This window comes from Streptomyces sp. NPDC005303, from assembly GCF_040607335.1.
Classification (GTDB): Bacteria; Actinomycetota; Actinomycetes; order Streptomycetales; family Streptomycetaceae; genus Streptomyces.
Map to the genome: position 1 here is coordinate 156,222 of NZ_JBEXGM010000015.1, position 23,860 is coordinate 180,081.

Sequence of the window (23,860 nt, forward strand, 5' to 3'; positions counted from 1 at the left end):
CCTGCCCCGGCCCCCCACCCGCTAACGTTGGTCGGATGAGCAACCCGGCCGTACCGCCGCGCTCCCTCGCGGAAGCGCTCCGGGCCAGGGACGACGTCTCCCTGGCCGCGCTTCTGCGTGCCCGCCCCGACCTCATCACCCCGGTGCCGACCGATCTCACCCAGCTCGCGACCCGGGCCGGGACGCGGGCGTCGGTGGTGCGGGCGCTGGAGCGGCTGGACCGTTTCGCGCTCCAGACGGCGGAGGCGCTGGCGGTGGCGGCGGACCCCGCGTCCAACGGCGAACTGCTCGCGCTGCTGACCGGCGACGGCGGCGACCCGGCCGTCTCGGCGGCGCTCCCGCGTGCCCTGGGCACGTTGCGGGAGCAGGCCCTGGTGTGGGGCGACGACGACCGGCTGCGGCTGGTGCGCACGGCCCGTGAGCTGCTCGCGCCCGCACCGCAGCATCCGTCGCCGACCGGGCTCGGGCCGACCGTGCACGAGGCCACGTCGGGGATGTCGCCGGGCCGCATCCAGGACATCGTCACGGCGGCGGGGCTCGGCTCGACCCACGACTCGGTGTCCGCGGTGGCGTCGCTGACGGCCCTGTTCACCGACCGCGGGCGGATGTCGGCGCTGCTCGCCGGGCTCCCGGAGGAGTCGCGGGAGGTGCTCTCGCGGCTGGTGTGGGGTCCGCCGTACGGCCAGGTCACCGCCGAGCCTGCGGCCCATCTGCGCCGGCTGCTGGATCTGGGGCTGCTGGTGCCGACGGCGCCCGGGACGGTCGTACTCCCCCGGGAGGTGGCCCTGCATCTGCGCGGCGGCCGCGCGCACCGGGAGGTGGAGCCGCTGCCGCCGACCGTGTCACCCGCGGCGACGCACCGTCCGCAGGTGGTGGACGCGACGGCGGCCGGGCAGGCGTACACCGCGCTCGCGACCGTCGAGGAGCTGCTGAAGGACTGGGACGAGGGCGGGCCCGCCGTGCTGCGGGCGGGCGGCCTGAGCGTGCGCGACCTCAAGCGCACCGCCGTCGCCCTGGACGTGGCCGAACCGGTCGCCGCGTTCTGGGTCGAGCTGGCGTACGCGGCGGGCCTGCTGGCCTCCGACGGCGAGGCCGACGAGCGGTACGCGGCGACCCCGGCCCACGACGAGTGGCTGGAGCAGCCCCCGGCGCGGCGCTGGGCCCACCTGGCGGAGGCGTGGCTGACGGCGACGCGGGTGTCAGGGCTGGTGGGCGGCCGGGACGCGAAGGACCGCACGCTGTCGACGCTGGGCCCGGGACTCGACCGCAGCGCGGCGCCGGAGGTACGGCGCCGGGTGCTGACGCTGCTCGCGGGGCTGCCCGAGGGGGCGTCGCCGTCGAGGGAGTCGGTGCTGGCGCGGCTGCGCTGGGAGCGTCCGCTGCGGGGGCCGCAGCGCGAGGACGATCTGCGGTCCCGGCTCGCCGAGTGGACCTTGACGGAGGCGGAGCTGCTGGGAGTGACGGGGCGGGGGGCGCTGTCGGGGCACGGGCGGGCGTTGCTGGGCGCGACCGTGCCGAAGACTCCGGACAGGGTGCCGGAGGGCCCCGGCGACAAGCTTCCCGTGCACCACCGCTCCACCGTCGGTCCCGTGCACCAAGGCTCCACCGTCCTTCCCGTGCACCAGGGCCCCACCGTCACGGAGCCCCTCTCCCCGGCCGAGCAGGCCACCGCGTCCGCCGCGGCCGCCCGGCTGCTCGCGCCGCTCCTGCCCGAGCCGCTCGACCACGTCCTGCTCCAGGCCGACCTGACGGCGGTGGCCCCCGGTCCCCTGCGGCGGTCGCTGGCCGAGGTGCTGGACGTGCTGGCCGACGTGGAGTCGAAGGGCGGGGCGACGGTCTACCGCTTCACCCCCGGCTCGGTACGCCGTGCCCTGGACGCCGGCCAGTCCGCCTCCGACCTGCACGCCTTCCTCGCCGCGCACGCGCGCACCCCGGTGCCGCAGCCGCTGACCTATCTGATCGACGACGTGGCGCGCAGACACGGTCATCTGCGGGTGGGCGCGGCCTCCGCGTACGTCCGCTGCGACGACGACGCCGTGCTCAACGAGATCCTCGCCGACAAGCGCGCCGCGGGCCTGCGGCTGCGCCGTCTGGCCCCCACCGTGCTGGCCGCGCAGGCCGACCCGGCGTCGCTGCTGGAGGGCCTGCGCGCGATGGGCTTCGCCCCGGCCGCCGAGTCCGCGGAGGGCGATGTGCTGATCACCCGCGCCCACGCCCACCGCACCCCGCCGCGCACGGCCCCCGAACCCGTCCCGGACGGCCCGCCGATCCCCGACGCGACCCTCCTGTCGGCGGCGATCCGGGCCATCCGGGCCGGCGACCTGGCCTCGACGACCCCCCGCAGACAGACCGACCGGTCCCTGCCCGCCGGCGGTGAACTCCCCCGCACCAGCTCCGCCGAGACCCTCGCCACCATGCAGGCCGCCGTCCTCACCGGCGAGGCCCTGTGGATCGGCTACGTCAACGCCGAGGGGGCCGCGAGCCAGCGCGTCATCGCCCCCGTGCGCGTCGAGGGCGGCTTCGTGACGGCGTACGACCACACGGCGGACGAGGTCCGCACGTATCCGCTGCACCGGGTGACCGGGGTGGCGGAGCTGGCGGAGGAGTAGGTCCTTCGGGACAGGCCCGGGTCCCGCGTCAGCACTCCGTGACCGGGGAGTCCGCGGGCAGGCCGAAGTGGATGCGGGCGGCGGACTCCAGGGTGGCCGACGGCACGGCGTCGCCGAACGCGGCGGTGGTGGCGTGTCCGAAGTGGGACGTCAGCCACTGCGCGTTGCCGGCGCCGTCGGGCGGCTCCTCCTGCGAGACGACCACGTAGTCGCCGTCGGCCTCCCGCCGCAGCCGCAGCACCTGCGGTACCTCGGCGCCCGAGCACTCCACCAGGTGTCCGGCGCGCACCCCGTACTCGACGCACAACGTGCTGACACCGGCCCGCACGAGCCCGTCCCGCTCGTCGAGGTCCACCTCCTCGGCCCGGCAGAACCACCGCGTCTGGAGCCCGGGCTCGCTCTCCCCGTACCCGGCGCCGCGCGACTGGTCCACGAGCCGTGCCTCGATGACCGGCCGCACCCGGTTCCACAGCTGGGTGTCGGCGCCCACCGGCCGTACCGCCCAGGCACCGGTCGCCACCAGCACCACGACCGCGCCCCCGCCGACCGCCCAGCTGCCCGCAGACATACCCATGTGTCCTCCCCGGCCCGCTCCCGCCAGTCAAGACACCCGAGCGGGGGCCGGGGTTGCCCGGGAGACCGCTTCGGTCTTCCCCGACCGCCCTCGCCCTCCCTTGATCGTCCCTGATTGAGGCACACTGGACGTTTGGCCCGTGCGGAAGGATGCATGTACGTGAACGGTCCTCTCATCGTCCAGTCCGACAAGACTCTGCTGCTCGAGGTCGACCACGAGCTGGCCGACGAGTGCCGTCGGGCCATCGCGCCGTTCGCCGAGCTGGAGCGGGCGCCGGAGCACATCCACACCTACCGGGTGACACCGCTGGGGCTGTGGAACGCGCGTGCCGCGGGGCACGACGCCGAGCAGGTGGTCGACGCGCTGGTGCAGTACAGCCGGTATCCGGTGCCGCACGCCCTGCTCGTCGACGTCGCCGAGACGATGGACCGGTACGGGCGGCTCACGCTCAGCAAGCACCCCGCCCACGGGCTCGTGCTCACCACCACCGACCGGCCGGTGCTGGAGGAGATCCTGCGGTCGAAGCGGATCATCCCGCTGGTCGGGGCGCGGCTCGACCCGGACACCGTGGCCGTGCACCCCTCCGAGCGCGGGCAGATCAAGCAGACGCTGCTGAAGCTGGGCTGGCCCGCCGAGGACCTCGCCGGGTACGTCGACGGCGAGGCGCACCCGATCGAGCTGGCCGAGGACGGGTGGGCGCTCAGGCCCTACCAGAAGCAGGCCGTGGAGAACTTCTGGCACGGCGGCAGCGGGGTCGTGGTGCTGCCCTGCGGGGCGGGGAAGACCCTGGTCGGCGCCGGGTCCATGGCGCAGGCCAAGTCGACCACGCTGATCCTCGTCACCAACACGGTCTCGGCCCGGCAGTGGAAGCACGAGCTGGTGAAGCGGACCTCGCTGACCGAGGAGGAGATCGGCGAGTACAGCGGGACGCGGAAGGAGATCCGGCCCGTCACCATCGCCACCTACCAGGTGCTGACGACCCGGCGGAAGGGCGTCTACCCGCACCTGGAGCTCTTCGACTCCCGGGACTGGGGGCTGATCGTCTACGACGAGGTGCACCTGCTTCCGGCGCCCGTCTTCAAGTTCACCGCCGATCTCCAGGCCCGGCGCAGGCTCGGGCTGACCGCGACCCTGGTGCGGGAGGACGGGCGGGAGTCGGACGTCTTCTCGCTGATCGGGCCCAAGCGGTTCGACGCGCCGTGGAAGGAGATCGAGGCGCAGGGCTACATCGCGCCGGCCGACTGTGTCGAGGTGCGGGTGAACCTGACCGACTCCGAGCGGCTCGCCTACGCCACGGCCGAGCAGGAGGAGAAGTACCGCTTCTGCGCCACGACCGCGACCAAGCGGAAGGTCACGGAGGCGCTCGTCAAGCGATTCGCGGGGCAGCAGATCCTGGTGATCGGCCAGTACATCGACCAGCTCGATGAACTCGGCGAGCATCTGAACGCCCCCGTCATCAAGGGCGAGACCTCCAACGCCCAGCGGGAGAAGCTCTTCGACGCCTTCCGGGAGGGTGAGATCAGCGTGCTGGTGGTGTCGAAGGTGGCGAACTTCTCCATCGACCTGCCGGAGGCGACGGTCGCCATCCAGGTGTCGGGGACCTTCGGCTCCCGTCAGGAGGAGGCTCAGCGACTCGGGCGGGTCCTGCGCCCGAAGGCGGACGGCCACCAGGCCCACTTCTACTCCGTGGTCGCCCGGGACACCATCGACCAGGACTTCGCCGCGCACCGCCAGCGCTTCCTGGCGGAACAGGGGTACGCCTACCGGATCGTGGACGCGGACGAGCTGCTGGCGGACGGGGCCTGAGCCGGCGCCACCCGCTCAACGGCGGCGGACGCCGGCCTCCTCGCCGTACTCGCCGAGTATGACGACGTCGAAAGCGGCGCCGGCGAAGACGCGGACCGCCCGGAGGGCGTTGCCCAGGCGGTGGGTGGTGTGGTTACCGGAGAGGGGAGTCGCCCCGGACGGGCGACCAGGTGCTGGGGTGAAGGTCGCTGCGCTCATGCCTCCATGGTGGCCGAGCAGGCATAAAGAGGGCATCGGTCCCAGGTAGCCCCTTTCTGTGCTACCTGAGTACCGCCTGGGGGTGGAGCCACCCCCAGAGGAGGAGGGGCGATCCCTTAGGGGGCCGGAGAACGGGGCCGGAGAACAGGGGCTGGAGAAGGGGGGCTGGAGAAGGGGGCCGGAGAACAGCGGGCCGGAGTAATTCGTTGGACCCCTCTCACCCGGTCCCTCTACAATCTCCGCTCCTGCCCGCCTCCCTCTCGGAGTGCCGCCGCCCGGACGGAAACCGGTCGGCACCTCGCTGCCACCCACCCGGTAGCCACCCACCCCGCAGCGCCTTCGGAGGCACCCCCTTGTCTGCCCTGCCCGCGCCCATCGACGACGACCCCCTCGCCCGCGAACGCTCCCACCTCGCCGGTTCCCGTGCCGCGCTGCGCGCCATGCGTGAGGACGTCGAGTCGCTGGACATCAAGGACGTCACCGCGAACTGGGTCAACGCCGAGGTCCTGGCCCGCCAGATCGGCGAGCGCATCAAGTCGCTGGCCGACCTCAGCGACACCCCCCTCTTCTTCGGCCGCCTCGACTACCTGCACTCCCCCGGCGCCGACCGGGCGGAAGGCGCGGAGGGCGAGCGCTTCTACATCGGCCGCCGGCACGTCCACGACCACGACGGCGACCCGATGGTGATCGACTGGCGCGCGCCGGTCTCGCAGCCGTTCTACCGTGCGTCCAAGAAGGACCCGATGGACGTCGGGCTGCGCCGCCGTTTCGGGTACACCCGCGGGGACATCACGGCCTACGAGGACGAGCACCTCTCCGATCCCGCCGAGGCCGCGGCCACCAGCAAGCTGCTCCAGCAGGAGATCGAGCGCCCGCGCGTCGGCCCGATGCGCGACATCGTGGCGACGATCCAGCCCGAGCAGGACGAGATCGTACGGTCCGGGCTCGGCGGCACGGTCTGCGTCCAGGGTGGCCCGGGGACCGGGAAGACCGCAGTGGGCCTGCACCGGGTCGCCTACCTCCTGTACGCCCACCGCGAGCGGCTCGCGCGCACCGGCACGCTCGTCATCGGACCGAACCGGTCCTTCCTGCACTACATCGAGCAGGTGCTGCCCGCACTGGGTGAGTTGACGGTGAAGCAGGCGACCGTCGACGACCTGGTGGCCACGGGCCTGGAGGTGCGCGGCACCGACGAGGCGCCCGCCGCCGTCCTCAAGGGCGACGCGAGGATGGCGGAGGTGCTGAGGCGGGCCGTCTACTCCCATGTGACCATGCCGACCGAGCCGGTGATGGTGGTGCGCGGGTCACGCAGGTGGCGGGTCCCGGCGTACGAGATCGAGGAGACCGTAAGGGAGTTGCTCCACCGGGGTATCCGGTACGGCGCCGCCCGCGAGGCGCTCCCGCAGCGCATCGCACACGCCGTGCTGGTGCAGATGGAGCGGTCCGGGGAGGCGCCGGACGACCGTGTGCAGGACGCGGTGGCCCGCAACCCGGCGGTGAAGGCGGCGGTGAAGGCGATCTGGCCGCCGGTGGATCCGGCGAAGCTGGTGCTGCGGCTGCTGACGGACGCGGACTTCCTCGCCGAGCACGCGGAGGGTGTCCTCGACGAGGACGAGCAGAAGACGATCCTGTGGGCGAAGCCGGTGCGGTCGGTGAAGTCGGCCAAGTGGTCTTCGGCGGACGCGGTGTTGATCGACGAGGCGACGGACCTAGTGGAGCGTACGCACTCGCTCGGGCATGTGGTGCTGGACGAGGCGCAGGACCTGTCCCCCATGCAGTACCGGGCGGTCGGGCGCCGCTGCTCGACCGGTTCGGCGACCGTCCTCGGCGATCTCGCGCAGGGCACCACGCCGTGGGCGACGCGGAGTTGGGACGAGGCGCTGGCCCACCTCGGCAAGTCCGACGGGGTGATCGAGGAGTTGACGGCCGGCTTCCGCGTGCCGACGGACGTCATCACCTACGCCTCCCGGCTCCTGCCGCACATCGCGCCGGGCCTGACCCCGGTCGCGTCGGTGCGTGAGAACCCGGGCTTCTTCGACCTGCGGGAGAACTCCGGTACGGCGGATGTGGTGGCCGCGTGCGAGGAGTTGCTGCGCAACGAGGGCTCTACCGGTCTGATCGCGGCGGACGCTCGGGTACCGGTCCTCGCCCAGGCGCTGACGGCGGCGGGGATCCCGTATCTCGCCCCGGGTGAGGAGACCACGGCCGAGACCCGGCTGACCCTGGTCCCGGCGTCTCTCGCCAAGGGTCTCGAGTACGACTACGTCGTCCTGGACGAGCCCCAGGCGGTGGTCGACGGCGAACCGGACGAGCGGACCGGGCTGCGGCGGCTGTACGTGGCGCTGACCCGAGCGGTGTCGGGCCTGATCGTGACGCACGCGGCACCGTTGCCCGCGGCGCTGGCCGGGTAGGGTGCGGAACCGCTCCGCGATGTTCCCGTGAGCCCTCTGAGTCCCCGTGAGTCCCCCTGAAAGGCCCCCTGTTGACCACGCCACCCCCCTCGCACCCCGCGTATCCGCCGGCGCCGGGGCCTTATCAGCCGGCGCCGACACCGGGGGTGTACCCGCAGTCACCGACGCCGGGGCCCTATCAGCAGGCGCCCGCCCCAGGGGCATACCCGCACCCACCGACCCCGGGGCCCTATCAGCAAGCGCCGACTCCGGGCGCGTACCCCCAGGCCCCGACGCCGGGCGGGCATCAACAAGGGCTGGTCCCGTGGGCGTACCCGCAGGCCTCGGCGCCAGGCGGGCATCAAGAGGCACCCGCCCCAGGGGCATACCCGCACCCACCGACCCCGGGGCCCTATCAGCAGGCGCCGACACCGGGCGCGTACCCGCAAGCGCCGACCCCGGGCGCGTACCCCCAGCCACCGACCCCGCGCGCGTACCCCCAGTCACCGCCCCCGGGGCCCTATCAGCAGGCGCCCGCCCCCGGGCCGTATCAGCACACTTCCGTGCCCACTCCCGGTCCGGCCCTCTGTCAGATCTGCGGGGCGGCGCCTGCCGCGCCCGTGACGGTCCGGGGTCACCAGGGGATGGTGGTGATCATGCGGTTCCTGAAGCGTGAGGGGATGTTCTGCCGGACCTGCGCGCTGGCGAGCTTCCGGGACATGCAGGCGGACACGATGGTGCTGGGCTGGTGGGGCCCGCTGTCGGTGCTGATCACGCCCTTCACCCTGCTGGCCAACCTCGGCGCGCTGTCCGGAATCCGACGGGTCCCGGAACCGGTCGCACCGGGGTTCCGGCCGCCCCTGGACCCCGGCAAGCCGGTGTTCAAGCGCCCGGCGGGCATCCTGGCACTGATCCCGATGGGCTTGCTGGGCCTGGCGGTGTTCGCGTTCACGGCGCTCCTGGTCGTCGGACTGGTGGCGGGCCCGAGCAGGGAGAGCACGGAAAACGGAGCAAGCAGCGAAAGCAGCGGCAAGGGTCTTACCGACTACCCGAACGACGTCTACCCGACCCTGACGATGGGCTCCTGCGCCCGCAACGACGCCACGTGGCCCTACGAGAAGCTCAAGCCCGAGCCGTGTGGCTCCTCGACCGCGCAGTACGTCGTCCGTCCCTGGACGAACGACTCGTGCGCCTCTGGGGACCACTCCGTCGGCCCGATGTACAGCAAGGGCCACGACAAGCCCCTGTGTCTGCACCCTCTGAAGGGCTAGCGTCCGTCCACCACCCGCCGCCACTCCCCCACCGCCGCCACCGACACCGGCGCCTCCCAGCCGCCCGGCCTCGCCGCTCCGCCGATGTGGAACGCGTCGATCCCCGCCGCGCGGAGCCGCGGCACCTGTTCCAGCCGCAGCCCGCCGCCCACCAGCAACTGCTGCTCGTAGCCCGGCTCCCCCGCCCTCGCCGCCTCCGCGAGCAGCACGGCAAGCCCGTCGTCGACCCCGGCCGCGGAGCCCGCCGTGAGGTAGGTGTCCAGTCCCGGCAGGTCGGCGAGCTGCTTGCGCAGTGCGTCCCGGTCCGCCGCGTGGTCGATGGCGCGGTGGAAGGTCCAGCGGCAGCCGTCCAGCTCCTCGGCCATCCGTTCCACGGCTGCCAGATCCACCTCACCGGACGCGTTCAGGAAGCCGAGCACGAACTCCTCGGCCCCGGCGTCCCGCAGCTCCCGCGCCGCCCGGGCCACCCGCGAGACGTCACCCGCCGCGAATCCGTCCGACAGCCGCAGCATCACCCGCAGCGGGATGGACACGGCGGCCCGAATGGCGGTGACCGTGGAGACCGTCGGCGTCAGACCGTCCGCCGCCATGTCGGTCACCAGTTCCAGCCGGTCCGCGCCTCCGGCCTGGGCGGCGATCGCGTCCTCGGCGTCGAGGGCGATCACCTCCAGGACTGCACGCTTGCTCATGGGGCCCCATTCGTCGACGGTCTCGGGCGGCTACAGGTCTAGTCCAATTCCAGAATACGCCGCCATGGAGTCCCTCTCACCAGTGCGTCTCAGCCGAAGATGTTCAGCTCCTTCGCGTCGGCCCCCGCGAGCTCGTACGCCCGCCCCGCCACCGGACGCCCCGGCCGGGGGGACAATGAGGGCATGGCCGATCTCGACGACCTCCGCGACCGTTTCGCCCGTGCCCTGGAGGGTGCCCGCCCCGGGACCGTCGGCCCCGATCCGGCGCCGTACGCCGACAATCTCCTCGCCCGCTGGCAGGAGCCGCAGCGGCGGTACCACACCGTCCACCACCTGACGGCGGTCCTCGACCACGTCGACGTGCTGGCGGAGTACGCGGACGCCCCGCACCTGGTCCGGCTCGCGGCCTGGTTCCACGACGCCGTCTACCTCCCGGACCGCTCGGAGAACGAGGAGCGCTCCGCCCGCCTGGCCGAACGCGCCCTCGCCGAAGCCGGGGTCCCGGCCGCCGCGACGGCCGAGGTCGCCCGTCTGGTCCGGCTCACCACCGCTCACGACCCCGCCGACGACGACCGCGACGGCCAGGTCCTCTGCGACGCCGACCTCGCGATCCTCGCCGCCCCGCCCTCCGCGTACGCCGCCTACACGGCCGCCGTCCGCGAGGAGTACGGCTTCGTCCCGAGCGACGCCTTCCGCGAGGGCCGGTCCGCGATCCTGCGCCAACTGCTCGACCTGCCACGGCTGTACAGGACGCCGTACGGGGAGCGGGAGTGGGAGGCCACGGCCCGTTACAACCTCACCTCGGAGCTGGAAATGCTGTCGCTCTGAGGCGTCCGGCGCCTTAGCCTGCCCGCATGGCAGACATGGGCGCGGACCAGGGCGCGGAACGGGTGACGGAGGCTGTCGCGGACGCGGTGGCGGTCCTGCGGACGGTGGTGGACCGCGACTGGGCCGGGGTGCCGGCCGGCCGGGTGGAGTGGAGCTGTCTGAAGACGGCCGAGCACATCGCGGGCAATCTGATCGCGTACGCGGGGCAGTTGGCGGGCCGGGCGCAGGACACGTGGGTCCCTTTCGAGATCTTCCTGGACGACGACACGGACGCCGAGGGGGCCCTCCAGGTCGTCGAGACGGCCGGCACACTGCTCGCGGCGACGATCCGCAGCACCCCGCGCGAGGCCCGCGCCTTCCACCCGTACCCCTTCCGCAGCGCGAACCGCGTGGGCTTCGCCGCGATGGGCGTCGCCGAGGTCCTGCTGCACACGTACGACATCGCGGACGGCCTGGGCCTGGCGTACGAGCCCCCCGCCCGGCTCCCCGAGTACGTGCTGACCCGGATCTTCCCCGATGTCCAGCCGGGCCCCGACCCCTGGCGCACCCTCCTGTGGACCACCGGTCGCGGCGACCTGCCCGGCCGCGCGCCGCGCACCGAGTGGCGCTGGAGCAACAACCTCGTCCTGCACACCGAGCGGCTGACCCTCCAGGGCGTCACGCCCGCGTCCGCCGCCGAACTGGCCGCGGGCGGCGACGGCGACTTCGAGTGGGTCGAGGACGGCCCCTTCGAGGGCACCCGCGAGGCCGCCGGCATGACCATCAAGGCCTACGAAGCCGGCGTGCACCGCCCGGAGTTCGGCCTCTTCGTCCTCGTACGACGGCAGGACGGCCGCGCGATCGGCGGCATGGGCTTCCACGGCGCCCCCGACGAGGACGGCCGCGCGGAGGTCGGCTACGACCTCGCCGAGAGCGCCCGCGGCCAGGGCTACGCCACGGAGGCCCTGCGCGCACTGAGCGACTGGGCCCTGGCCCGCGACGACGTGCGCAGCCTGTGCGCCACCATCGAGCCCGACAATGCCGCCTCCCAACGCGTGATCGCCCGGGCCGGGTTCGCGCGGGCGACCGTGGAGGAGGAGCACGCGTACGGGGAGACGGAACCGGGGCTGTGGCTGTACGTGCTGTCCGGCGGGGCCGGTTAACGCCCCTTCGGCCGCCGCAACCCCGCCCCCGTGAGCAACCGCACGACCTCCCGGCTGCTCACCTCCACCGCGCCCGCCGCGACCACGTCGGCGTACCGGTGCGACGGGATGTCGTAGTGGTCCCGCTCGAAGGCCCGCGCAGGCACCCCCAACTCCTCGGCGAACGTGTGCAGTTCCTCGAAGGAGGCGTCGCTGATCAGGTGGGACCACATGCGGCCGTGGCCCGGCCAGGTGGGTGGGTCGATGTAGACGGTCACGAGGAGGAGATCCCGCCCATCGCGGTCCCGAGCGAGCCGATCGCCGCGACCTTCACGCCCGCCTGGTGGCACACCCAGTGCGGGGCGGGGCCCAGCTCGGGCTCGACCTCCAGGGCGTGCGGGTCACCGGAACCGCACACCGGGCACAGCGGCCAGCGGCCGTGGCGCTCCAGGAGCGCGTCCTGGACGTCCTGCGCGACCAGGCCCGCCACGAACTCCGCGCCCTCCGGCCACTGCTCCACCCACCAGCGCCGCTGTACGACGGAATCCTCGACCATCGACACCACGTCCGCGGCGGCGACCTGGCTCGCGGCCAGGTCTTCGAGTACAAGGGCGCGTGCCGTGTGCAGGGACTGCTCAAGTGGACCGATGGACTCCATGGAGCCATTGTGCGGGCTCTTGACCACGACACCGAGCCGAAAATATCTTTCACATGTGCCCCAGGAAGTGAAGGAAATTTTCGGCAGCGCTCTCGCCGCGAAGGTGCGCACGCTGGGTCCGTCCATGACGCGCTCCATGCACCGGGTCGCCGAGGCCGTGGCCGCCGACCCCGCGGGGTGCGCGGCGCTCACCGTGACAGGCCTCGCCGAACTGACCGGGACCAGCGAGGCGACGGTCGTGCGGACGGCCCGGCTGCTGGGCTATCCCGGATACCGCGACCTGCGGCTCGCCCTCGCGGGGCTGGCCGCTCAGCAGCAGTCCGGGCGGGCGCCGGCGATCACCACGGACATCGCGGTGGACGATCCGATCGCGGACGTGGTCGCCAAGCTCGCCTACGACGAGCAGCAGACCCTCGCGGACACGGCGGCCGGGCTGGACACCGCGCAGTTGGGCGCGGCGGTCGCCGCGACGGCCTCGGCGCGGCGGATCGACGTGTACGGGGTGGGTGCCTCCGGTCTCGTCGCACAGGACCTCACGCAGAAGCTGCTGCGGATAGGGCTGATAGCCCAGGCGCACAGTGATCCGCACCTGGCCGTGACCAACGCGGTGCAGCTGCGGTCGGGGGACGTGGCGATCGCGATCACCCACTCGGGGGCGACCGGCGACGTCATCGAGCCGTTGCGGGTCGCGTTCGAGCGCGGGGCCACTACGGTGGCCATCACCGGCCGCCCGGACGGGGCGGTGACGCAGTACGCCGACCAGGTGCTGACGACGTCCACGGCCCGGGAGAGCGAGCTGCGGCCCGCGGCGATGTCGTCGCGGACGAGCCAGCTGCTGGTGGTCGACTGTCTGTTCGTGGGGGTGGCGCAGCGGACGTACGAGACGGCGGCGCCCGCGCTGGCCGCGTCCTACGAGGCACTGGCGCATCGGCACCGCCGGTAGAGACGAGTCACCCGGTAGACGTCGGTCACGAAGAAAGAGCCACTCCGCCATGACCTCCTCCTCCGACCCCCGTGATCTGCAAGCCCAGTTGGAGAAGCTCACCACCGAGGCCTTCCGGCCCGAGCTCGCCGACATCGACCGGCTGCCGACCCTCGACATCGCCCGGCTGATGAACGGCGAGGACGCCTCCGTGCCCGCCGCGGTGTCCCGGCAGCTGCCTCGGATCGCCGCCGCCATCGACGCGATCGCCGACCGGATGGCCCGGGGCGGCCGGCTGATCTACGCCGGTGCCGGGACCGCCGGACGCCTCGGCGTGCTGGACGCCTCCGAGTGTCCGCCGACCTTCAACACGGACCCGGCGCAGGTCGTGGGCCTGATCGCGGGCGGCCCGGACGCCCTGGTGACGTCGGTCGAGGGGGCCGAGGACTCCGCGGAGCTGGCGCGGGCCGACCTGGACGGGCTCACGGTGACGGCCGTGGACACGGTGGTCGGGGTGTCCGCGTCCGGTCGTACCCCTTACGCCGTCGGCGCGGTGGAACACGCCCGCGCACAGGGGGCGTTGACCGTCGGGCTGTCCTGCAACGCGGACAGCGCGCTCGCCGCCGCCGCCGATCACGGCATCGAGGTCGTGGTGGGCCCCGAACTGCTCACCGGCTCCACCCGCCTGAAAGCCGGCACCGCCCAGAAGCTCGTCCTCAACATGCTGTCGACGATCACGATGATCCGCCTCGGCAAGACCTACGGAAACCTGATGGTCGACGTCCGCGCCTCCAACGAGAAGCTGCGGGCCCGCTCCCGCCGCATCGTCGCCCTCGCCACCGGCGCCGACGACGAGGAGGTCGAGCAGGCGCTGACCGACACGGACGGCGAGGTGAAGAACGCGATCCTGACCATCCTGGCCGACGTCGACGGGCCCACGGCGGCCCGCCTGCTGGAGGAGTCGGGGGGCCATCTGCGGGCCGCCCTGGCGGCGACGGCCCGCTGAAGGACGTCTCAGCGGCGGACCAGCAGCGCGTGGGTGACGTTCGGTGAGCTGACCAGTTCGGACACCCGGTAACCGTCGATCCCGTCGCCCAGGTCGTCGAGCAGCCGCTCCCCGCGTCCGATGAGGAGCGGCGCGATCGCCAGATGGACCTCGTCGATCAGCCCGGCGCGCAGATACTGCCGGATGACCGCCGCCCCGCCGCCGATCCGGACATCCTTGCCGTCCGCGGCGTCGAAGGCGCGCCGGAGGACCGCCTCCGGCGGCTCGTCGGTGAAGTGGAAGGTGGTCCCGCCGGCCATCTCCAGTGACGGCCGCAGGTGATGGGTGTGCACGAAGACGTCGTGGTGGTACGGCGGGTTCTCACCCCACCAGCCCTGCCAGGACTCGTCCTCCCAGGGACCGCGCTGCGGACCGAACATGTTCCGCCCCATGATCGTGGCGCCGATGTTCTGGTCGCCGCGCACGAAGTGGTCGACATCGATCCCGGACTTCCCCGCGGTCGCGTCCTGCGACGCGGACATGAACCAGCTGTGCAGGTCGTCGCCCCAGCCGACGCCGTCACCGAACGGGGCGTCCAGTCGCTGGTTCGGACCGGCCATGAAGCCGTCGAGGGAGATCGTCACGTTGTGTACACGGACCTTCGGCATGGTCTTCGCCTCTCGCGTGGTGTCGTGCGGTGTCGTGCTCTCACCTCTGCGTCGTTCAGAGCCTGCCTGGATCGACATCCCCGCGCACCTTTTTCCAGACGAGGGTGTGCCGCCAGAAAAGCCGCCGCCTCAGCTGTACGCCGGGGAGGACGCGGCGGGCTTCGCGGACGAACTCGGTGTACGGGACGTCGGCCGGGCGGGTCGGGGCGGTCATGGCGACGGGGCGTGGTGCTGTCCGCCCCCGGTTCTTGATCCAACCGGTGATCAGGTTGAGCGGGACGGACGCGAGGCCGAGGAGGGTCTGAACGCGGGTGTCCTCCCGCGTGAGTCCGACGATCACCAGAGTGCCGCCGGGAGCCAGTTGGTCTCGGAACCGGCTGAGGGTCTCGGTCAGGGGGAGGTGGTGAAGTACGGCGACACAGGTGATGACGTCGTAACGGGAGCCTTCGCCGTAGGACAGCGCGTCCGCGACGGCGAAGGTGACGGGGGGCCCGGGGTCGGTGGCCTCCCTCGCCCTGGCGATGATCCGCTCGTCGCTGTCGATGCCGTGCACGTGGGTCGCGCGCGTGGCCAGCAGCCGGGCGAGGTCCCCGGAACCGCAGCCGACGTCGAGGGCACGGTCGAAGCGGGCGGGCAACTGGCGCATGATCCACGGGTGGAAGTGGGCGTTGTGGCTCCAGGGGTACGCGTCGTTGATGCGGGCGAGGGCGTCCAGGAGAGGCATGGTTCATTTTCAACAGGGTTCAACAGGGCATGCACCTCTCCCTGTTGACCTTCCGCCCCCTCTCCTGGCGGCGACTGCCTGGAGGGAGCCGTCGGTCACCCCACCACCGTCCCCGTCCGCGACTCAAAGCCCCCCGGCCCGAAGCTCATGCTCCGGCCGGAGTCATGGTCTGTGTTCGTCAAGGCGGTCATAGAGGTCAGGATCTGACCTATACGGCTCCTAACGTGGCCGCCATGACCGACACCACGCACGCCATCACGACCGACGAGCGCACCGACCTGCTGGAGGCGCTGGCCCACAGCCGGCGCTTCCTGCGCTTCACGACCCGCGACCTCACCGACGAGCAGGCCGGGCAGCGGACCACCGCCAGCCAGTTGTGTCTGGGCGGCCTGATCAAACACGTCACGTCGGTGGAGCGGCACTGGGCGGACTTCATCCTCAACGGCCCCTCCGCCATGCCCGACTTCACCGCCATGACCGAGGCCGACTTCGCCCGGCGGGCCGACGAGTTCCGCATGCTGCCCGGCGAGACGCTGGCCGGCGTGCTGGCCGACTACGAGGAGACGGCCCGCAGGACCGACGAACTCGTCATCGCCCTGCCCGACCTGAACGCCACCCATCCGCTGCCCAAGGCGCCCTGGAACGAGCCCGGGGCTCGCTGGTCGGCCCGCAGGGTGCTGCTGCACATCGCCGCCGAGACCGCCCAGCACGCGGGGCACGCCGACATCATCCGCGAGTCCCTGGACGGCGCGAAGAGCATGGGCTGACCGGTCCCGAAGCTCAAGGCCCCAGCTCCGAGCATGTTGGAGTGCAAAGCAGAACGGTACGGCCGCACCCTGGTCAGGATCGGCCGGTTCGAGCCGACCTCCCAGACCTGCGGCGTCAAGGACGGGCCCAAACCCCTGAATGGGGGAGCATGTCAACGGAGGGCACCGCTGGATCACTCGATCGTGGTTCTCCCGTACCGCCCGTGACGACGACTGGTGGGCGGCCTTCACGCGGGGTGACGTACCGCAGGACCCACCGAGCCGCCCGCCCATCCGCTCCCGCGCCCACATCCTGCTGGCCGCGCTGGGCCGCGAGACCCCTTCCCTGTCCCTCTCCGCCGCCGCCTGACCGACAAGCTCCCTCCGGAGCCCCCGCCTCCGCGACCGCCCGACCGGATCCTGGAGTGCGCGAAGTGCGGGGTGCTCGGGCGTCCGGAGGCCCTGCCGAGGGGTGGGCACAAGGGCTGTCGGGGCGAACACGCCACCGCACGCCCCGCCACACTCCTGCCCGCCCCAGTGGTCCATGCCCGGGCAGGCGAGATCCGGGCCCCGATGTCCCGGAAACGAGAAGAGAGCATGCGCGCATGACGAACCACGTCCCAGCGCACACACTTGCAGGTGTGTACAGTTTTTGCATGGACACGTATCCCCTCGTAGAGGCCCGCAACCAGCTCGGTCAACTGGTCGGCCGTGTCCGGCACGGCCAGGAGCAGATCCTGATCACCGAGTACGGCAAGCCCGCCGCCGCGCTCATCCCGATAAGCGAGCTCGAAGAGCTTCAGCGACTGCGGGACGAGTCCGACATCGCTGAAGCGCGCGCTCGGCAGGCAGCGCCGACCGGCCCCTCGATGTCCCACGACGAGTTCGTGGCACAGCTGGAGGAAGAGGACCGCGAAGAGGCCGCTTCGTGACCCACACAGTGGTGTGGGAGAACGCCGCCATGGACGAGTTCCGGCGACTCCGCGCCATCGACCCCGTCGGCGCCAAGGCAACGGCCGTGGCGGTACGCGCACTCGCCGACGCGAGAACCGGAGCCACCCCATGAACCACGCCCAGCTCACCGCCCTAGGCCGTGCCCTCCGTGTGCTCGGCGAGCACGGCGACGCCCTCACCGCCGACGCCCCGGACGCCAAGCTTCACGAGGTCAGGACCGATCTGAAGCGGGCGCTGGAGCTGCTGGAGGACAGCGTCACCACCGCCGCTCCCACCACCCGCTGCGCCGAGCACCCGAACGGCCCGGTCGACGAGAACGCCCCCGACCTGTGCCTGCTGTGCGAGACCCGGCGCCGGGCGGCCCGCCGCGCCGAGATCAACGGACCTTCCGCGCGCCCCCGCTCCACCGAACCCACCCCCTCCCGGTACGGGGTGCGGGAGGACCGGCCCCAGCCTCAGCAGCGCTGGCTGCCGGAGCAGTGGACCGGCCAGGAGTGGCAGCTGTGCGGGACGCCGAGGCGGGACCGGCACGAGGCCGAGCTCTACCTCAACGCCCAGCGCCGTGGCCCGCGCGCCGCGATGGCGTACCGGCTCGTGCACGAGTTCACCGACTACGAGGTGCTGCGCGTGTGGGGCATCCCGGTGAAGGTGGACATCGAGCCGCTCGGCAATCTCTAGAACCCGGCGAGCCCGGCCGGGTCGAGCGGGCTACTTCAGCAGCGGCAGCGCCGGGAAGCCGTGCCCTTCCCACAGCCGCCGGGACACCTCCTCCGGGTACGGCCGCACCTCCGCCGCTGCGTCCAACACCTGGGTGAGTCGGCCATCGCCGTCGTACGCCGGCCACCCCGGGTCCCCGGTCCGCGCGAACCTGGTCCACGCCGACTGGAAGTGCGCGGTCAGTGCCCTGGCCTCGTCCGGCACCCCGGTCCCCGCGAACAGCAGATTGCCGAGATCGGCGTCGTAAGTGCCGAACAGCAGGGGGATGTCCAGCCCGTGGCACGCGCCGAGCGTGCCGCCGAATGCCGGTGCGGGCCAGGTCAGTTCGTAGAGGTGGGCCCGGCCGCCGCCCGCGGCCTGTGCTTCCGCCAGCCGCAGGGAGGGCATGTTGAACAGCCAGTCCGTCTGCACGCGTTCGTAGAGTTCGGTCGGCGAGGCGTCCGGGAAGGCCTCGCGGTAGGAGCGCTCCCCGTCCAGGCCCGGCGCGAACGTCCTGAGGGCCGCGGCCGCCTGCTCCTCGGTGATCCTGCCGAGCTGCTCACCGAGGGCGAGGAAGAGGCGGTACTCGTCCCGGTTGTGCCCGACGAGCAGGTCCACGTCCCGCCCCGCGCCCGCCGTCAGCGCCTCCCAGGGGGTGCACGGCAGCACCTCGCCGTCGACGACCGGTGCGAACGGTGTCACAGTCGGCGCCGCCTGCCCCCACCGGTCGTCGTACTCACGCATGCGCAGGCTCAACCGCTCACCGGCCGCCGGGAGTTCACGGGGATCCACGGCGGACAGCGCGGCGGCCGTCGGCGTCAGGCCCGCCTCCTTGCCGATCTCCACCGCTATGTCCCGGGCCAGTTCGGCGGAGAAGTACGTGCCGGGCACGCTCTGCGCGACGGCCCGCCCGAACAGCCCCCGCGCGCTCGGCATCGCCAGCAGGGAGGCCACCGATCCCGCGCCCGCCGACTCCCCGAACACGGTGACCTGCCCGGGGTCCCCGCCGAACGCCGTGATGTTGTCCCGCACCCACTCCAGCGCCGCGACCTGGTCGAGCAGGCCCCGGTTCGCGGGCGCCCCCTCCAGCAGGGCGAACCCCTCGATGCCGACGCGGTAGTTGAGGGTCACCACGACGACGTCACCGGCGCGCGCGAGGTGCTGGGCGTCGTAGCCGGGGCTGCCCGAGTGGCCCAGTTTGTAGGCACCGCCGTAGATCCACACCATGACCGGGCGGCGGGCCGACGGGTCCGTGCCGGGGGTCCAGACGTTGACCGTCAGCCAGTCGTCGCCGGTGGGTGTCTCCACCACACCCGCGCGCCCCTGGAAGCCCGACTCCTGCGGGGGCGGGGGCCCGAAGTCGTACGCCTCCCGGGTCCCCGCCCAGCTGCTGACGGGCCGCGGCGCCTGGAAGCGCGCCTCGCCCACCGGGGGTTCGGCGAACGGGATCCCCCGGAAGACCACCAGTCCGTCCTCGGCCCGCCCGCGCACGGCACCGGCCGCGGTACGCACTTCGAGATCCTCGGCTGACGTCATCGTCGAACTCCTCACGGATAGGGGGCTGTCCGATTCACTTCAGCCCACTTCCCTTGCCTGAGTCAACCAAGTCGTCACCGAGGCCCGTGCCGCTCCACCACCGCCCGGGTCCGCTCCTCGTCCAGCTGGTACACCGTCTCGTGCGCCCGCGGGTCCCGCGCGTGGAAGGTGTGGAACATCGGGCTCGCCGGACCGCCCAGTTCCACCAGTGAGGCCGAGGCCCCCCGCACGGCCCGCTCGGTGCCGTACGGCGTCGTCAGGTCGATGCGGTTGACCACGCCGGGCGTGACCCACACCGGCACCGACTCCAGCATCCCGAAGAGCTGAAGATGAAAGTGCCCGGTCAGCACGACCCGTACATCACTCCCCCGAATCGCCGCGGCCAGCTCCTCGGGGTTGAGCAGCCCGAAGACGGGCTGGGTCACCGAGAGGCCGAGGCTGAGGGGCGGGTGGTGGAGGGCGAGGACGGTGCCGTGCTCGGCCGGGTTGCTCAACACCCCGCGCAGCCAGTCCAGTTGGGCCGCACTGATACGGCCGTACACCTTCCCCGGTACGAGCGAGTCGAGCGTGACGAACCGATGGCCCCCGACCGTGCTCACCGCGGCCCGCTCCGCCGCCCCGGTCTCCAGCACCGCCTCGGGCCGGGCGTGCCCGCTCCCCAGCACCTTGCCGAAGGCCTCGCGCTCGTCGTGGTTGCCGGTGGTGTAGAAGACGGGAGCCTGCAACGGCCGGGCGAAGTCCCCGACGAGCTCCCGCACCGCCGTATACGCCTCCACATCACCCTCGTCGGCGATGTCCCCGGTGACGACGACCGCGTCGATGTCCCGAAGATGCCGCAGCTCGGCGAGCATCAGCCGCAGCGAGTCGGTGGCGTTGAGGCCGTTCGCGTCGGGGGCGTCGAGGCGCCTGATGTGGGTGTCCGAGAGATGAAGGATCCTCATCTCCCGGACACTACCGCCGAGTTGGCGCTCAGCTGAGGGTCTTCAGGGCGGATGCCTCGTACGACTGCAACTCGTCGAAACGGCCTGCCAGCACCTTCGCGGCCCACTGCGGGTCCTGGAGCAGCGCCCGTCCGACGGCGACCATGTCGTACTCCTCGCGCTCCAGGGCGTCGAGCAGGTCGTCGATGCCCTTGACCGGGGAGCCCTCGCCCATGAAGCCGCGGATGAAGTCGCCGTCGAGACCGACCGAGCCGACGGTGATGGTGGTCCTGCCGGTGAGCTTCTTGGTCCAGCCGGCGAGGTTGAGGTCGGAGCCGTCGAACTCGGGGAGCCAGTAGCGGCGGGTGGAGGCGTGGAAGGCGTCGACACCGGCCGCGGCGAGCGGGGCGAGGATCGCCTCCAGCTCCTCCGGGGTCTCGGCGAGCCGCGCCTTGTAGGCCTCCTGCTTCCACTGCGAGTACCGGAAGATGATCGGGAACTCGGGCGACACCGTCTCGCGTACGGCCGCCACGATCTCCGCCGCGAACTTCGTACGGGCGACCGGGTCACCGCCGTAGACGTCGGTGCGGCGGTTGGTGCCCGCCCACAGGAACTGGTCGACGAGGTAGCCGTGGGCACCGTGCAGTTCCACGCCGTCGAAGCCGATGCGCTCGGCGGCGGCCGCGGCCTCGGCGAACGCGCCGATGACGTCGTCCAGGTCGCGCTGGGTCATCGCCCTGCCGGTGGGCTCGTCGGCGCCGATACGAAGGCCGGAGGGGCCGACGGCCGGGGCGTCGGCGTAGGGCGGCTGGCCCTGCTCACGCACCATGCCGATGTGCCACAGCTGCGGCACGATGGTGCCGCCCGCCGCGTGCACCTGCTCGGCGACCTTCGCCCAGCCCGCCAGCTGCTCCTCGCCGTGGAACCGCGGGACGCTGTCACTCTGCCCGGCCGACTCGTGTCCGACGTACGTGCCCTCGGTGACGATCAGACCGACTCCGGCGGCCGCGCGGCGGGAGTAGTACGACGCCACGTTCTCGCCGGGGATGCCGCCCGGGGAGAACATGCGGGTCATGGGCGCCATCGCGATGCGGTTCGGGACGGTCAGGCCGTTGATGTGAACCGGCCGGGACAGAATCTCGGCGGCACGGGAGGCGGCGGGGGCAGTCACGTGGGGGTACTCCTCGGTATGTGCATACGCATGGACACTTCCCAAGTGCCAACCGTCCCGTCCGCCCCAGGATTTCCCCCTGCTCTGTGACTCCGGCCACGCATGGAAGAAGCCCGCCCCACGAGTGTGGGACGGGCTTCTTGTCGAGCGCCGGGCAGGCCTTGCACCTGCATCTCCCCGCAGGAAGCGGGGCGTCTTTCCTTGGACCACCAACGCGTAGTCGGCCGACGGGAGTTCACGTCGGGCGGCTCGTGATCAAGCATAGCGCAGAAAAACCCGGGGGCGGCACACCCCGCTTCCGGGGAGTGCCGCCCTCGGTAAGGACGTCGATCAACCAGAGGTCGATCAGAAGTCCATGTCACCGCCCGGCATACCGCCACCGGCGGGCGCGGCGGCCTTCTCCGGCTTGTCGGCGATGACGGCCTCGGTGGTGAGGAACAGCGCGGCGATGGAGGCGGCGTTCTGCAGGGCAGAGCGGGTCACCTTCGCCGGGTCGATGATGCCTTCGGCGATCATGTCGACGTACTCACCGGTCGCGGCGTTCAGGCCGTGGCCGACGGGCAGGTTGCGCACCTTCTCGACGATGACGCCACCCTCGAGACCACCGTTGACGGCGATCTGCTTGAGCGGGGCCTCCAGCGCGAGCTTCACGGCGTTGGCGCCGGTCTGCTCGTCACCCGAGAGGTCCAGCTTCTCGAAGACGCTGGAGGCCTGGAGCAGGGCCACGCCACCACCGGCGACGATGCCCTCCTCGACGGCCGCCTTGGCGTTGCGCACGGCGTCCTCGATGCGGTGCTTGCGCTCCTTGAGCTCGACCTCGGTCGCGGCACCGGCCTTGATGACGGCGACACCACCGGCGAGCTTGGCCAGGCGCTCCTGGAGCTTCTCGCGGTCGTAGTCCGAGTCGCTGTTCTCGATCTCGGCACGGATCTGGTTCACCCGGCCGTTGACCTGGTCCGAGGAACCGGCACCGTCGACGATGGTGGTCTCGTCCTTGGTGATGACGACCTTGCGGGCGCGGCCCAGGAGGTCCAGGGTCGCGTTCTCCAGCTTGAGGCCGACCTCCTCGGAGATGACCTCGCCGCCCGTGAGGATGGCGATGTCGCCGAGCATGGCCTTGCGGCGGTCACCGAAGCCCGGGGCCTTGACGGCGACGGACTTGAAGGTGCCGCGGATCTTGTTGACGACCAGGGTCGACAGGGCCTCGCCCTCGACGTCCTCGGCGATGATCAGCAGCGGCTTGCCCGACTGCATGACCTTCTCCAGGAGCGGGAGCAGGTCCTTGACAGAGCCGATCTTGGAGTTGGCGATGAGGATGTACGGGTCGTCGAGCGACGCCTCCATCCGCTCCATGTCGGTGGCGAAGTACGCCGAGATGTAGCCCTTGTCGAAGCGCATACCCTCGGTGAGCTCCAGCTCCAGACCGAAGGTCTGGGACTCCTCGACGGTGATGACGCCTTCCTTGCCGACCTTGTCCATCGCCTCGGCGATGAGCTCGCCGATCTGGGTGTCGGCGGCGGAGATGGAGGCCGTGGAGGCGATCTGCTCCTTGGTCTCGACATCCTTGGCCTGCTCGAGCAGGGCGGCGGAGACGGCCTCGACGGCCTTCTCGATACCGCGCTTGAGGGCCATGGGGTTGGCGCCGGCGGCTACGTTGCGAAGGCCCTCGCGGACGAGCGCCTGGGCGAGCACGGTCGCCGTGGTCGTACCGTCACCGGCGACGTCGTCCGTCTTCTTGGCGACTTCCTTGACCAGCTCGGCGCCGATCTTCTCGTACGGGTCCTCGAGCTCGATCTCCTTGGCGATGGAGACACCATCGTTGGTGATCGTGGGGGCGCCCCACTTCTTCTCGAGGACGACGTTGCGGCCCTTGGGGCCGAGCGTCACCTTCACGGCGTCCGCGAGCTGGTTCATGCCGCGCTCGAGGCCGCGCCGCGCCTCCTCGTCGAACGCGATGATCTTGGCCATGTGAAGTGGTCCCTCCAGGACTGGGGGTGATTCCTTCGGACCGCGCCCGCGCCCGCGACGGACGGCTCGCCGGCCTGTGGATCCTTGCCCCACATGGCCTGCGGGCCTCACCGACCCGGTCCATCTTTGTCACTCTCACCTTCAGAGTGCTAACGCCAATGATTAGCACTCGGCATGGTCGAGTGCAAGCGCCTCTCGCGTATCGGGCCCCCGGGGCGGGGGTGGGTGGGCCGCCCGGGCGGGTGGTCCGGGGGCGGCAGGCCCCGGACGCGACCTGCGGCGACACAGGCCGCAAGCCGCGTACGGCGCGCAGGGGACGGGGTGGGGGGTGTCCGCCCGCAGCGGCCGGCGTCCGTTACCGAGCCCTGCTCAAGCAGCCGAGCCGCCGGACCGAGGACGGACACCCTCCACCCCCGCCCCCCCCCC

Annotated in this window: 25 protein-coding genes; 14 read left to right on the forward strand and 11 right to left on the reverse strand. The window is 72.0% G+C overall.

The window, feature by feature from the left end:
* Positions 1-35: 35 nt before the first annotated feature.
* On the forward strand, positions 36-2,609 hold the full coding sequence (locus ABZT93_RS22330; RefSeq protein ID WP_356106942.1) for a helicase C-terminal domain-containing protein: 2,574 nt from the start codon (positions 36-38) through the stop codon (positions 2,607-2,609).
* Positions 2,610-2,637: 28 nt separating this feature from the next.
* Here ABZT93_RS22330 and ABZT93_RS22335 read toward each other — a convergent pair whose 3' ends face one another.
* Positions 2,638-3,183 (reverse strand): hypothetical protein, encoded by a 546-nt coding sequence (locus ABZT93_RS22335; RefSeq protein WP_356106945.1) that lies wholly within the window; start codon positions 3,181-3,183, stop codon positions 2,638-2,640.
* A 159-nt stretch (positions 3,184-3,342) separates the two neighbouring features.
* Here ABZT93_RS22335 and ABZT93_RS22340 point away from each other — a divergent pair, with 159 nt between their 5' ends.
* On the forward strand, positions 3,343-4,989 hold the full coding sequence (locus ABZT93_RS22340) for a DNA repair helicase XPB (RefSeq protein WP_356106948.1): 1,647 nt from the start codon (positions 3,343-3,345) through the stop codon (positions 4,987-4,989).
* 15 nt (positions 4,990-5,004) lie between these two features.
* Here ABZT93_RS22340 and ABZT93_RS22345 read toward each other — a convergent pair whose 3' ends face one another.
* Entirely contained in the window at positions 5,005-5,187 is a 183-nt protein-coding gene (locus ABZT93_RS22345; RefSeq protein ID WP_356106950.1) for a hypothetical protein, read from the reverse strand.
* A 362-nt stretch (positions 5,188-5,549) separates the two neighbouring features.
* On the opposite strand from ABZT93_RS22345, the gene ABZT93_RS22350 reads away from it, so the two are divergent.
* On the forward strand, positions 5,550-7,598 hold the full coding sequence (locus tag ABZT93_RS22350; protein ID WP_356107021.1) for a UvrD-helicase domain-containing protein: 2,049 nt from the start codon (positions 5,550-5,552) through the stop codon (positions 7,596-7,598).
* Between the two features lie 635 nt (positions 7,599-8,233).
* A complete protein-coding gene (locus tag ABZT93_RS22355) occupies positions 8,234-8,848 on the forward strand; it encodes a hypothetical protein (RefSeq protein ID WP_356106953.1) in 615 nt (204 codons plus the stop codon).
* Here ABZT93_RS22355 and ABZT93_RS22360 read toward each other — a convergent pair.
* A complete protein-coding gene (locus tag ABZT93_RS22360; RefSeq protein ID WP_356106956.1) occupies positions 8,845-9,537 on the reverse strand; it encodes a copper homeostasis protein CutC in 693 nt (230 codons plus the stop codon). The genes ABZT93_RS22355 and ABZT93_RS22360 overlap by 4 nt on opposite strands.
* A gap of 183 nt (positions 9,538-9,720) precedes the next feature.
* On the opposite strand from ABZT93_RS22360, the gene ABZT93_RS22365 reads away from it, so the two are divergent.
* Both ABZT93_RS22365 and ABZT93_RS22370 read left to right on the forward strand, forming a co-directional pair.
* The gene (locus ABZT93_RS22365; RefSeq protein ID WP_356106959.1) at positions 9,721-10,365 is read left to right on the forward strand and encodes a hypothetical protein; all 645 of its coding nucleotides are present in this window, start codon (positions 9,721-9,723) and stop codon (positions 10,363-10,365) included.
* A gap of 35 nt (positions 10,366-10,400) precedes the next feature.
* On the forward strand, positions 10,401-11,507 hold the full coding sequence (locus tag ABZT93_RS22370) for a GNAT family N-acetyltransferase (protein WP_356107024.1): 1,107 nt from the start codon (positions 10,401-10,403) through the stop codon (positions 11,505-11,507).
* Here ABZT93_RS22370 and ABZT93_RS22375 read toward each other — a convergent pair.
* Together ABZT93_RS22375 and ABZT93_RS22380 are read right to left on the reverse strand one after the other, a co-directional pair.
* Positions 11,504-11,764 (reverse strand): DUF4031 domain-containing protein, encoded by a 261-nt coding sequence (locus ABZT93_RS22375; RefSeq protein ID WP_356106962.1) that lies wholly within the window; start codon positions 11,762-11,764, stop codon positions 11,504-11,506. The genes ABZT93_RS22370 and ABZT93_RS22375 overlap by 4 nt on opposite strands.
* On the reverse strand, positions 11,761-12,144 hold the full coding sequence (locus ABZT93_RS22380; protein ID WP_356106965.1) for a hypothetical protein: 384 nt from the start codon (positions 12,142-12,144) through the stop codon (positions 11,761-11,763). Before ABZT93_RS22380 ends, ABZT93_RS22375 begins: the two co-directional genes overlap by 4 nt.
* 55 nt (positions 12,145-12,199) lie before the next feature.
* Between ABZT93_RS22380 and ABZT93_RS22385 the strand changes: the two genes are divergently transcribed.
* Complete coding sequence (locus ABZT93_RS22385; RefSeq protein WP_356106967.1) at positions 12,200-13,087, forward strand: MurR/RpiR family transcriptional regulator; 888 nt, start codon at positions 12,200-12,202, stop codon at positions 13,085-13,087.
* Between the two features lie 49 nt (positions 13,088-13,136).
* The gene (murQ, locus tag ABZT93_RS22390) at positions 13,137-14,072 is read left to right on the forward strand and encodes an N-acetylmuramic acid 6-phosphate etherase (protein WP_356106970.1); all 936 of its coding nucleotides are present in this window, start codon (positions 13,137-13,139) and stop codon (positions 14,070-14,072) included.
* Positions 14,073-14,080: 8 nt separating this feature from the next.
* On the opposite strand, the gene ABZT93_RS22395 is transcribed toward murQ, so the two are convergent.
* Entirely contained in the window at positions 14,081-14,719 is a 639-nt protein-coding gene (locus ABZT93_RS22395) for a dihydrofolate reductase family protein (protein WP_356106973.1), read from the reverse strand.
* A gap of 55 nt (positions 14,720-14,774) precedes the next feature.
* Positions 14,775-15,443 carry a class I SAM-dependent methyltransferase gene (locus tag ABZT93_RS22400; RefSeq protein ID WP_356106976.1) on the reverse strand — a complete coding sequence of 223 codons (669 nt, stop codon included), beginning with the start codon at positions 15,441-15,443 and terminating at the stop codon, positions 14,775-14,777.
* Positions 15,444-15,521: 78 nt separating this feature from the next.
* Here ABZT93_RS22400 and ABZT93_RS22405 point away from each other — a divergent pair, with 78 nt between their 5' ends.
* The 6 genes from ABZT93_RS22405 to ABZT93_RS22430 all read left to right on the forward strand — a co-directional run bounded on the left by ABZT93_RS22405 (position 15,522) and on the right by ABZT93_RS22430 (position 17,821).
* Positions 15,522-15,650 (forward strand): DUF397 domain-containing protein, encoded by a 129-nt coding sequence (locus tag ABZT93_RS22405; protein ID WP_356107027.1) that lies wholly within the window; start codon positions 15,522-15,524, stop codon positions 15,648-15,650.
* Between the two features lie 26 nt (positions 15,651-15,676).
* Positions 15,677-16,210 carry a DinB family protein gene (locus tag ABZT93_RS22410; RefSeq protein WP_356106978.1) on the forward strand — a complete coding sequence of 178 codons (534 nt, stop codon included), beginning with the start codon at positions 15,677-15,679 and terminating at the stop codon, positions 16,208-16,210.
* A 139-nt stretch (positions 16,211-16,349) separates the two neighbouring features.
* Complete coding sequence (locus tag ABZT93_RS22415) at positions 16,350-16,559, forward strand: hypothetical protein (protein WP_356106981.1); 210 nt, start codon at positions 16,350-16,352, stop codon at positions 16,557-16,559.
* A 286-nt stretch (positions 16,560-16,845) separates the two neighbouring features.
* Positions 16,846-17,121: a type II toxin-antitoxin system Phd/YefM family antitoxin gene (locus ABZT93_RS22420; protein ID WP_356106984.1), complete on the forward strand. Its 276-nt coding sequence runs from the start codon at positions 16,846-16,848 to the stop codon at positions 17,119-17,121.
* Positions 17,118-17,255: a hypothetical protein gene (locus ABZT93_RS22425; protein ID WP_356106987.1), complete on the forward strand. Its 138-nt coding sequence runs from the start codon at positions 17,118-17,120 to the stop codon at positions 17,253-17,255. Before ABZT93_RS22420 ends, ABZT93_RS22425 begins: the two co-directional genes overlap by 4 nt.
* Positions 17,252-17,821: a hypothetical protein gene (locus tag ABZT93_RS22430; RefSeq protein ID WP_356106990.1), complete on the forward strand. Its 570-nt coding sequence runs from the start codon at positions 17,252-17,254 to the stop codon at positions 17,819-17,821. Before ABZT93_RS22425 ends, ABZT93_RS22430 begins: the two co-directional genes overlap by 4 nt.
* 30 nt (positions 17,822-17,851) lie before the next feature.
* Here the strand turns inward: ABZT93_RS22430 and ABZT93_RS22435 are convergent, their stop codons facing one another.
* From ABZT93_RS22435 to groL, 4 genes are all read right to left on the reverse strand, one after another.
* Positions 17,852-19,375, reverse strand: coding sequence for a carboxylesterase family protein (locus ABZT93_RS22435; RefSeq protein ID WP_356106993.1), 1,524 nt, complete (start codon positions 19,373-19,375; stop codon positions 17,852-17,854).
* Between the two features lie 74 nt (positions 19,376-19,449).
* The gene (locus ABZT93_RS22440; protein WP_356106997.1) at positions 19,450-20,316 is read right to left on the reverse strand and encodes a metallophosphoesterase; all 867 of its coding nucleotides are present in this window, start codon (positions 20,314-20,316) and stop codon (positions 19,450-19,452) included.
* A gap of 28 nt (positions 20,317-20,344) precedes the next feature.
* Positions 20,345-21,466: an NADH:flavin oxidoreductase gene (locus ABZT93_RS22445; RefSeq protein WP_356107000.1), complete on the reverse strand. Its 1,122-nt coding sequence runs from the start codon at positions 21,464-21,466 to the stop codon at positions 20,345-20,347.
* 345 nt (positions 21,467-21,811) lie between these two features.
* Positions 21,812-23,434: a chaperonin GroEL gene (gene groL / locus ABZT93_RS22450; RefSeq protein WP_031043490.1), complete on the reverse strand. Its 1,623-nt coding sequence runs from the start codon at positions 23,432-23,434 to the stop codon at positions 21,812-21,814.
* Positions 23,435-23,860: the final 426 nt, after the last annotated feature.

Bases quoted from the DNA above. Each gene is read 5' to 3' on its own strand.
- ABZT93_RS22435 (WP_356106993.1), bottom strand. From the start codon at position 19,375: ATGACGTCAGCCGAGGATCTCGAAGTGCGTACCGCGGCCGGTGCCGTG.
- ABZT93_RS22410 (WP_356106978.1), top strand. From the start codon at position 15,677: ATGACCGACACCACGCACGCCATCACGACCGACGAGCGCACCGACCTG.
- ABZT93_RS22345 (WP_356106950.1), bottom strand. From the start codon at position 5,187: ATGAGCGCAGCGACCTTCACCCCAGCACCTGGTCGCCCGTCCGGGGCG.
- ABZT93_RS22395 (WP_356106973.1), bottom strand. From the start codon at position 14,719: ATGCCGAAGGTCCGTGTACACAACGTGACGATCTCCCTCGACGGCTTC.
- ABZT93_RS22355 (WP_356106953.1), top strand. From the start codon at position 8,234: ATGCGGTTCCTGAAGCGTGAGGGGATGTTCTGCCGGACCTGCGCGCTG.
- ABZT93_RS22440 (WP_356106997.1), bottom strand. From the start codon at position 20,316: ATGAGGATCCTTCATCTCTCGGACACCCACATCAGGCGCCTCGACGCC.
- murQ (WP_356106970.1), top strand. From the start codon at position 13,137: ATGACCTCCTCCTCCGACCCCCGTGATCTGCAAGCCCAGTTGGAGAAG.
- ABZT93_RS22360 (WP_356106956.1), bottom strand. From the start codon at position 9,537: ATGAGCAAGCGTGCAGTCCTGGAGGTGATCGCCCTCGACGCCGAGGAC.
- ABZT93_RS22430 (WP_356106990.1), top strand. From the start codon at position 17,252: ATGAACCACGCCCAGCTCACCGCCCTAGGCCGTGCCCTCCGTGTGCTC.
- ABZT93_RS22400 (WP_356106976.1), bottom strand. From the start codon at position 15,443: ATGCCTCTCCTGGACGCCCTCGCCCGCATCAACGACGCGTACCCCTGG.
- ABZT93_RS22365 (WP_356106959.1), top strand. From the start codon at position 9,721: ATGGCCGATCTCGACGACCTCCGCGACCGTTTCGCCCGTGCCCTGGAG.
- ABZT93_RS22380 (WP_356106965.1), bottom strand. From the start codon at position 12,144: ATGGAGTCCATCGGTCCACTTGAGCAGTCCCTGCACACGGCACGCGCC.
- ABZT93_RS22420 (WP_356106984.1), top strand. From the start codon at position 16,846: ATGGACACGTATCCCCTCGTAGAGGCCCGCAACCAGCTCGGTCAACTG.
- ABZT93_RS22370 (WP_356107024.1), top strand. From the start codon at position 10,401: ATGGGCGCGGACCAGGGCGCGGAACGGGTGACGGAGGCTGTCGCGGAC.
- ABZT93_RS22330 (WP_356106942.1), top strand. From the start codon at position 36: ATGAGCAACCCGGCCGTACCGCCGCGCTCCCTCGCGGAAGCGCTCCGG.
- groL (WP_031043490.1), bottom strand. From the start codon at position 23,434: ATGGCCAAGATCATCGCGTTCGACGAGGAGGCGCGGCGCGGCCTCGAG.
- ABZT93_RS22335 (WP_356106945.1), bottom strand. From the start codon at position 3,183: ATGGGTATGTCTGCGGGCAGCTGGGCGGTCGGCGGGGGCGCGGTCGTG.
- ABZT93_RS22415 (WP_356106981.1), top strand. From the start codon at position 16,350: ATGGGGGAGCATGTCAACGGAGGGCACCGCTGGATCACTCGATCGTGG.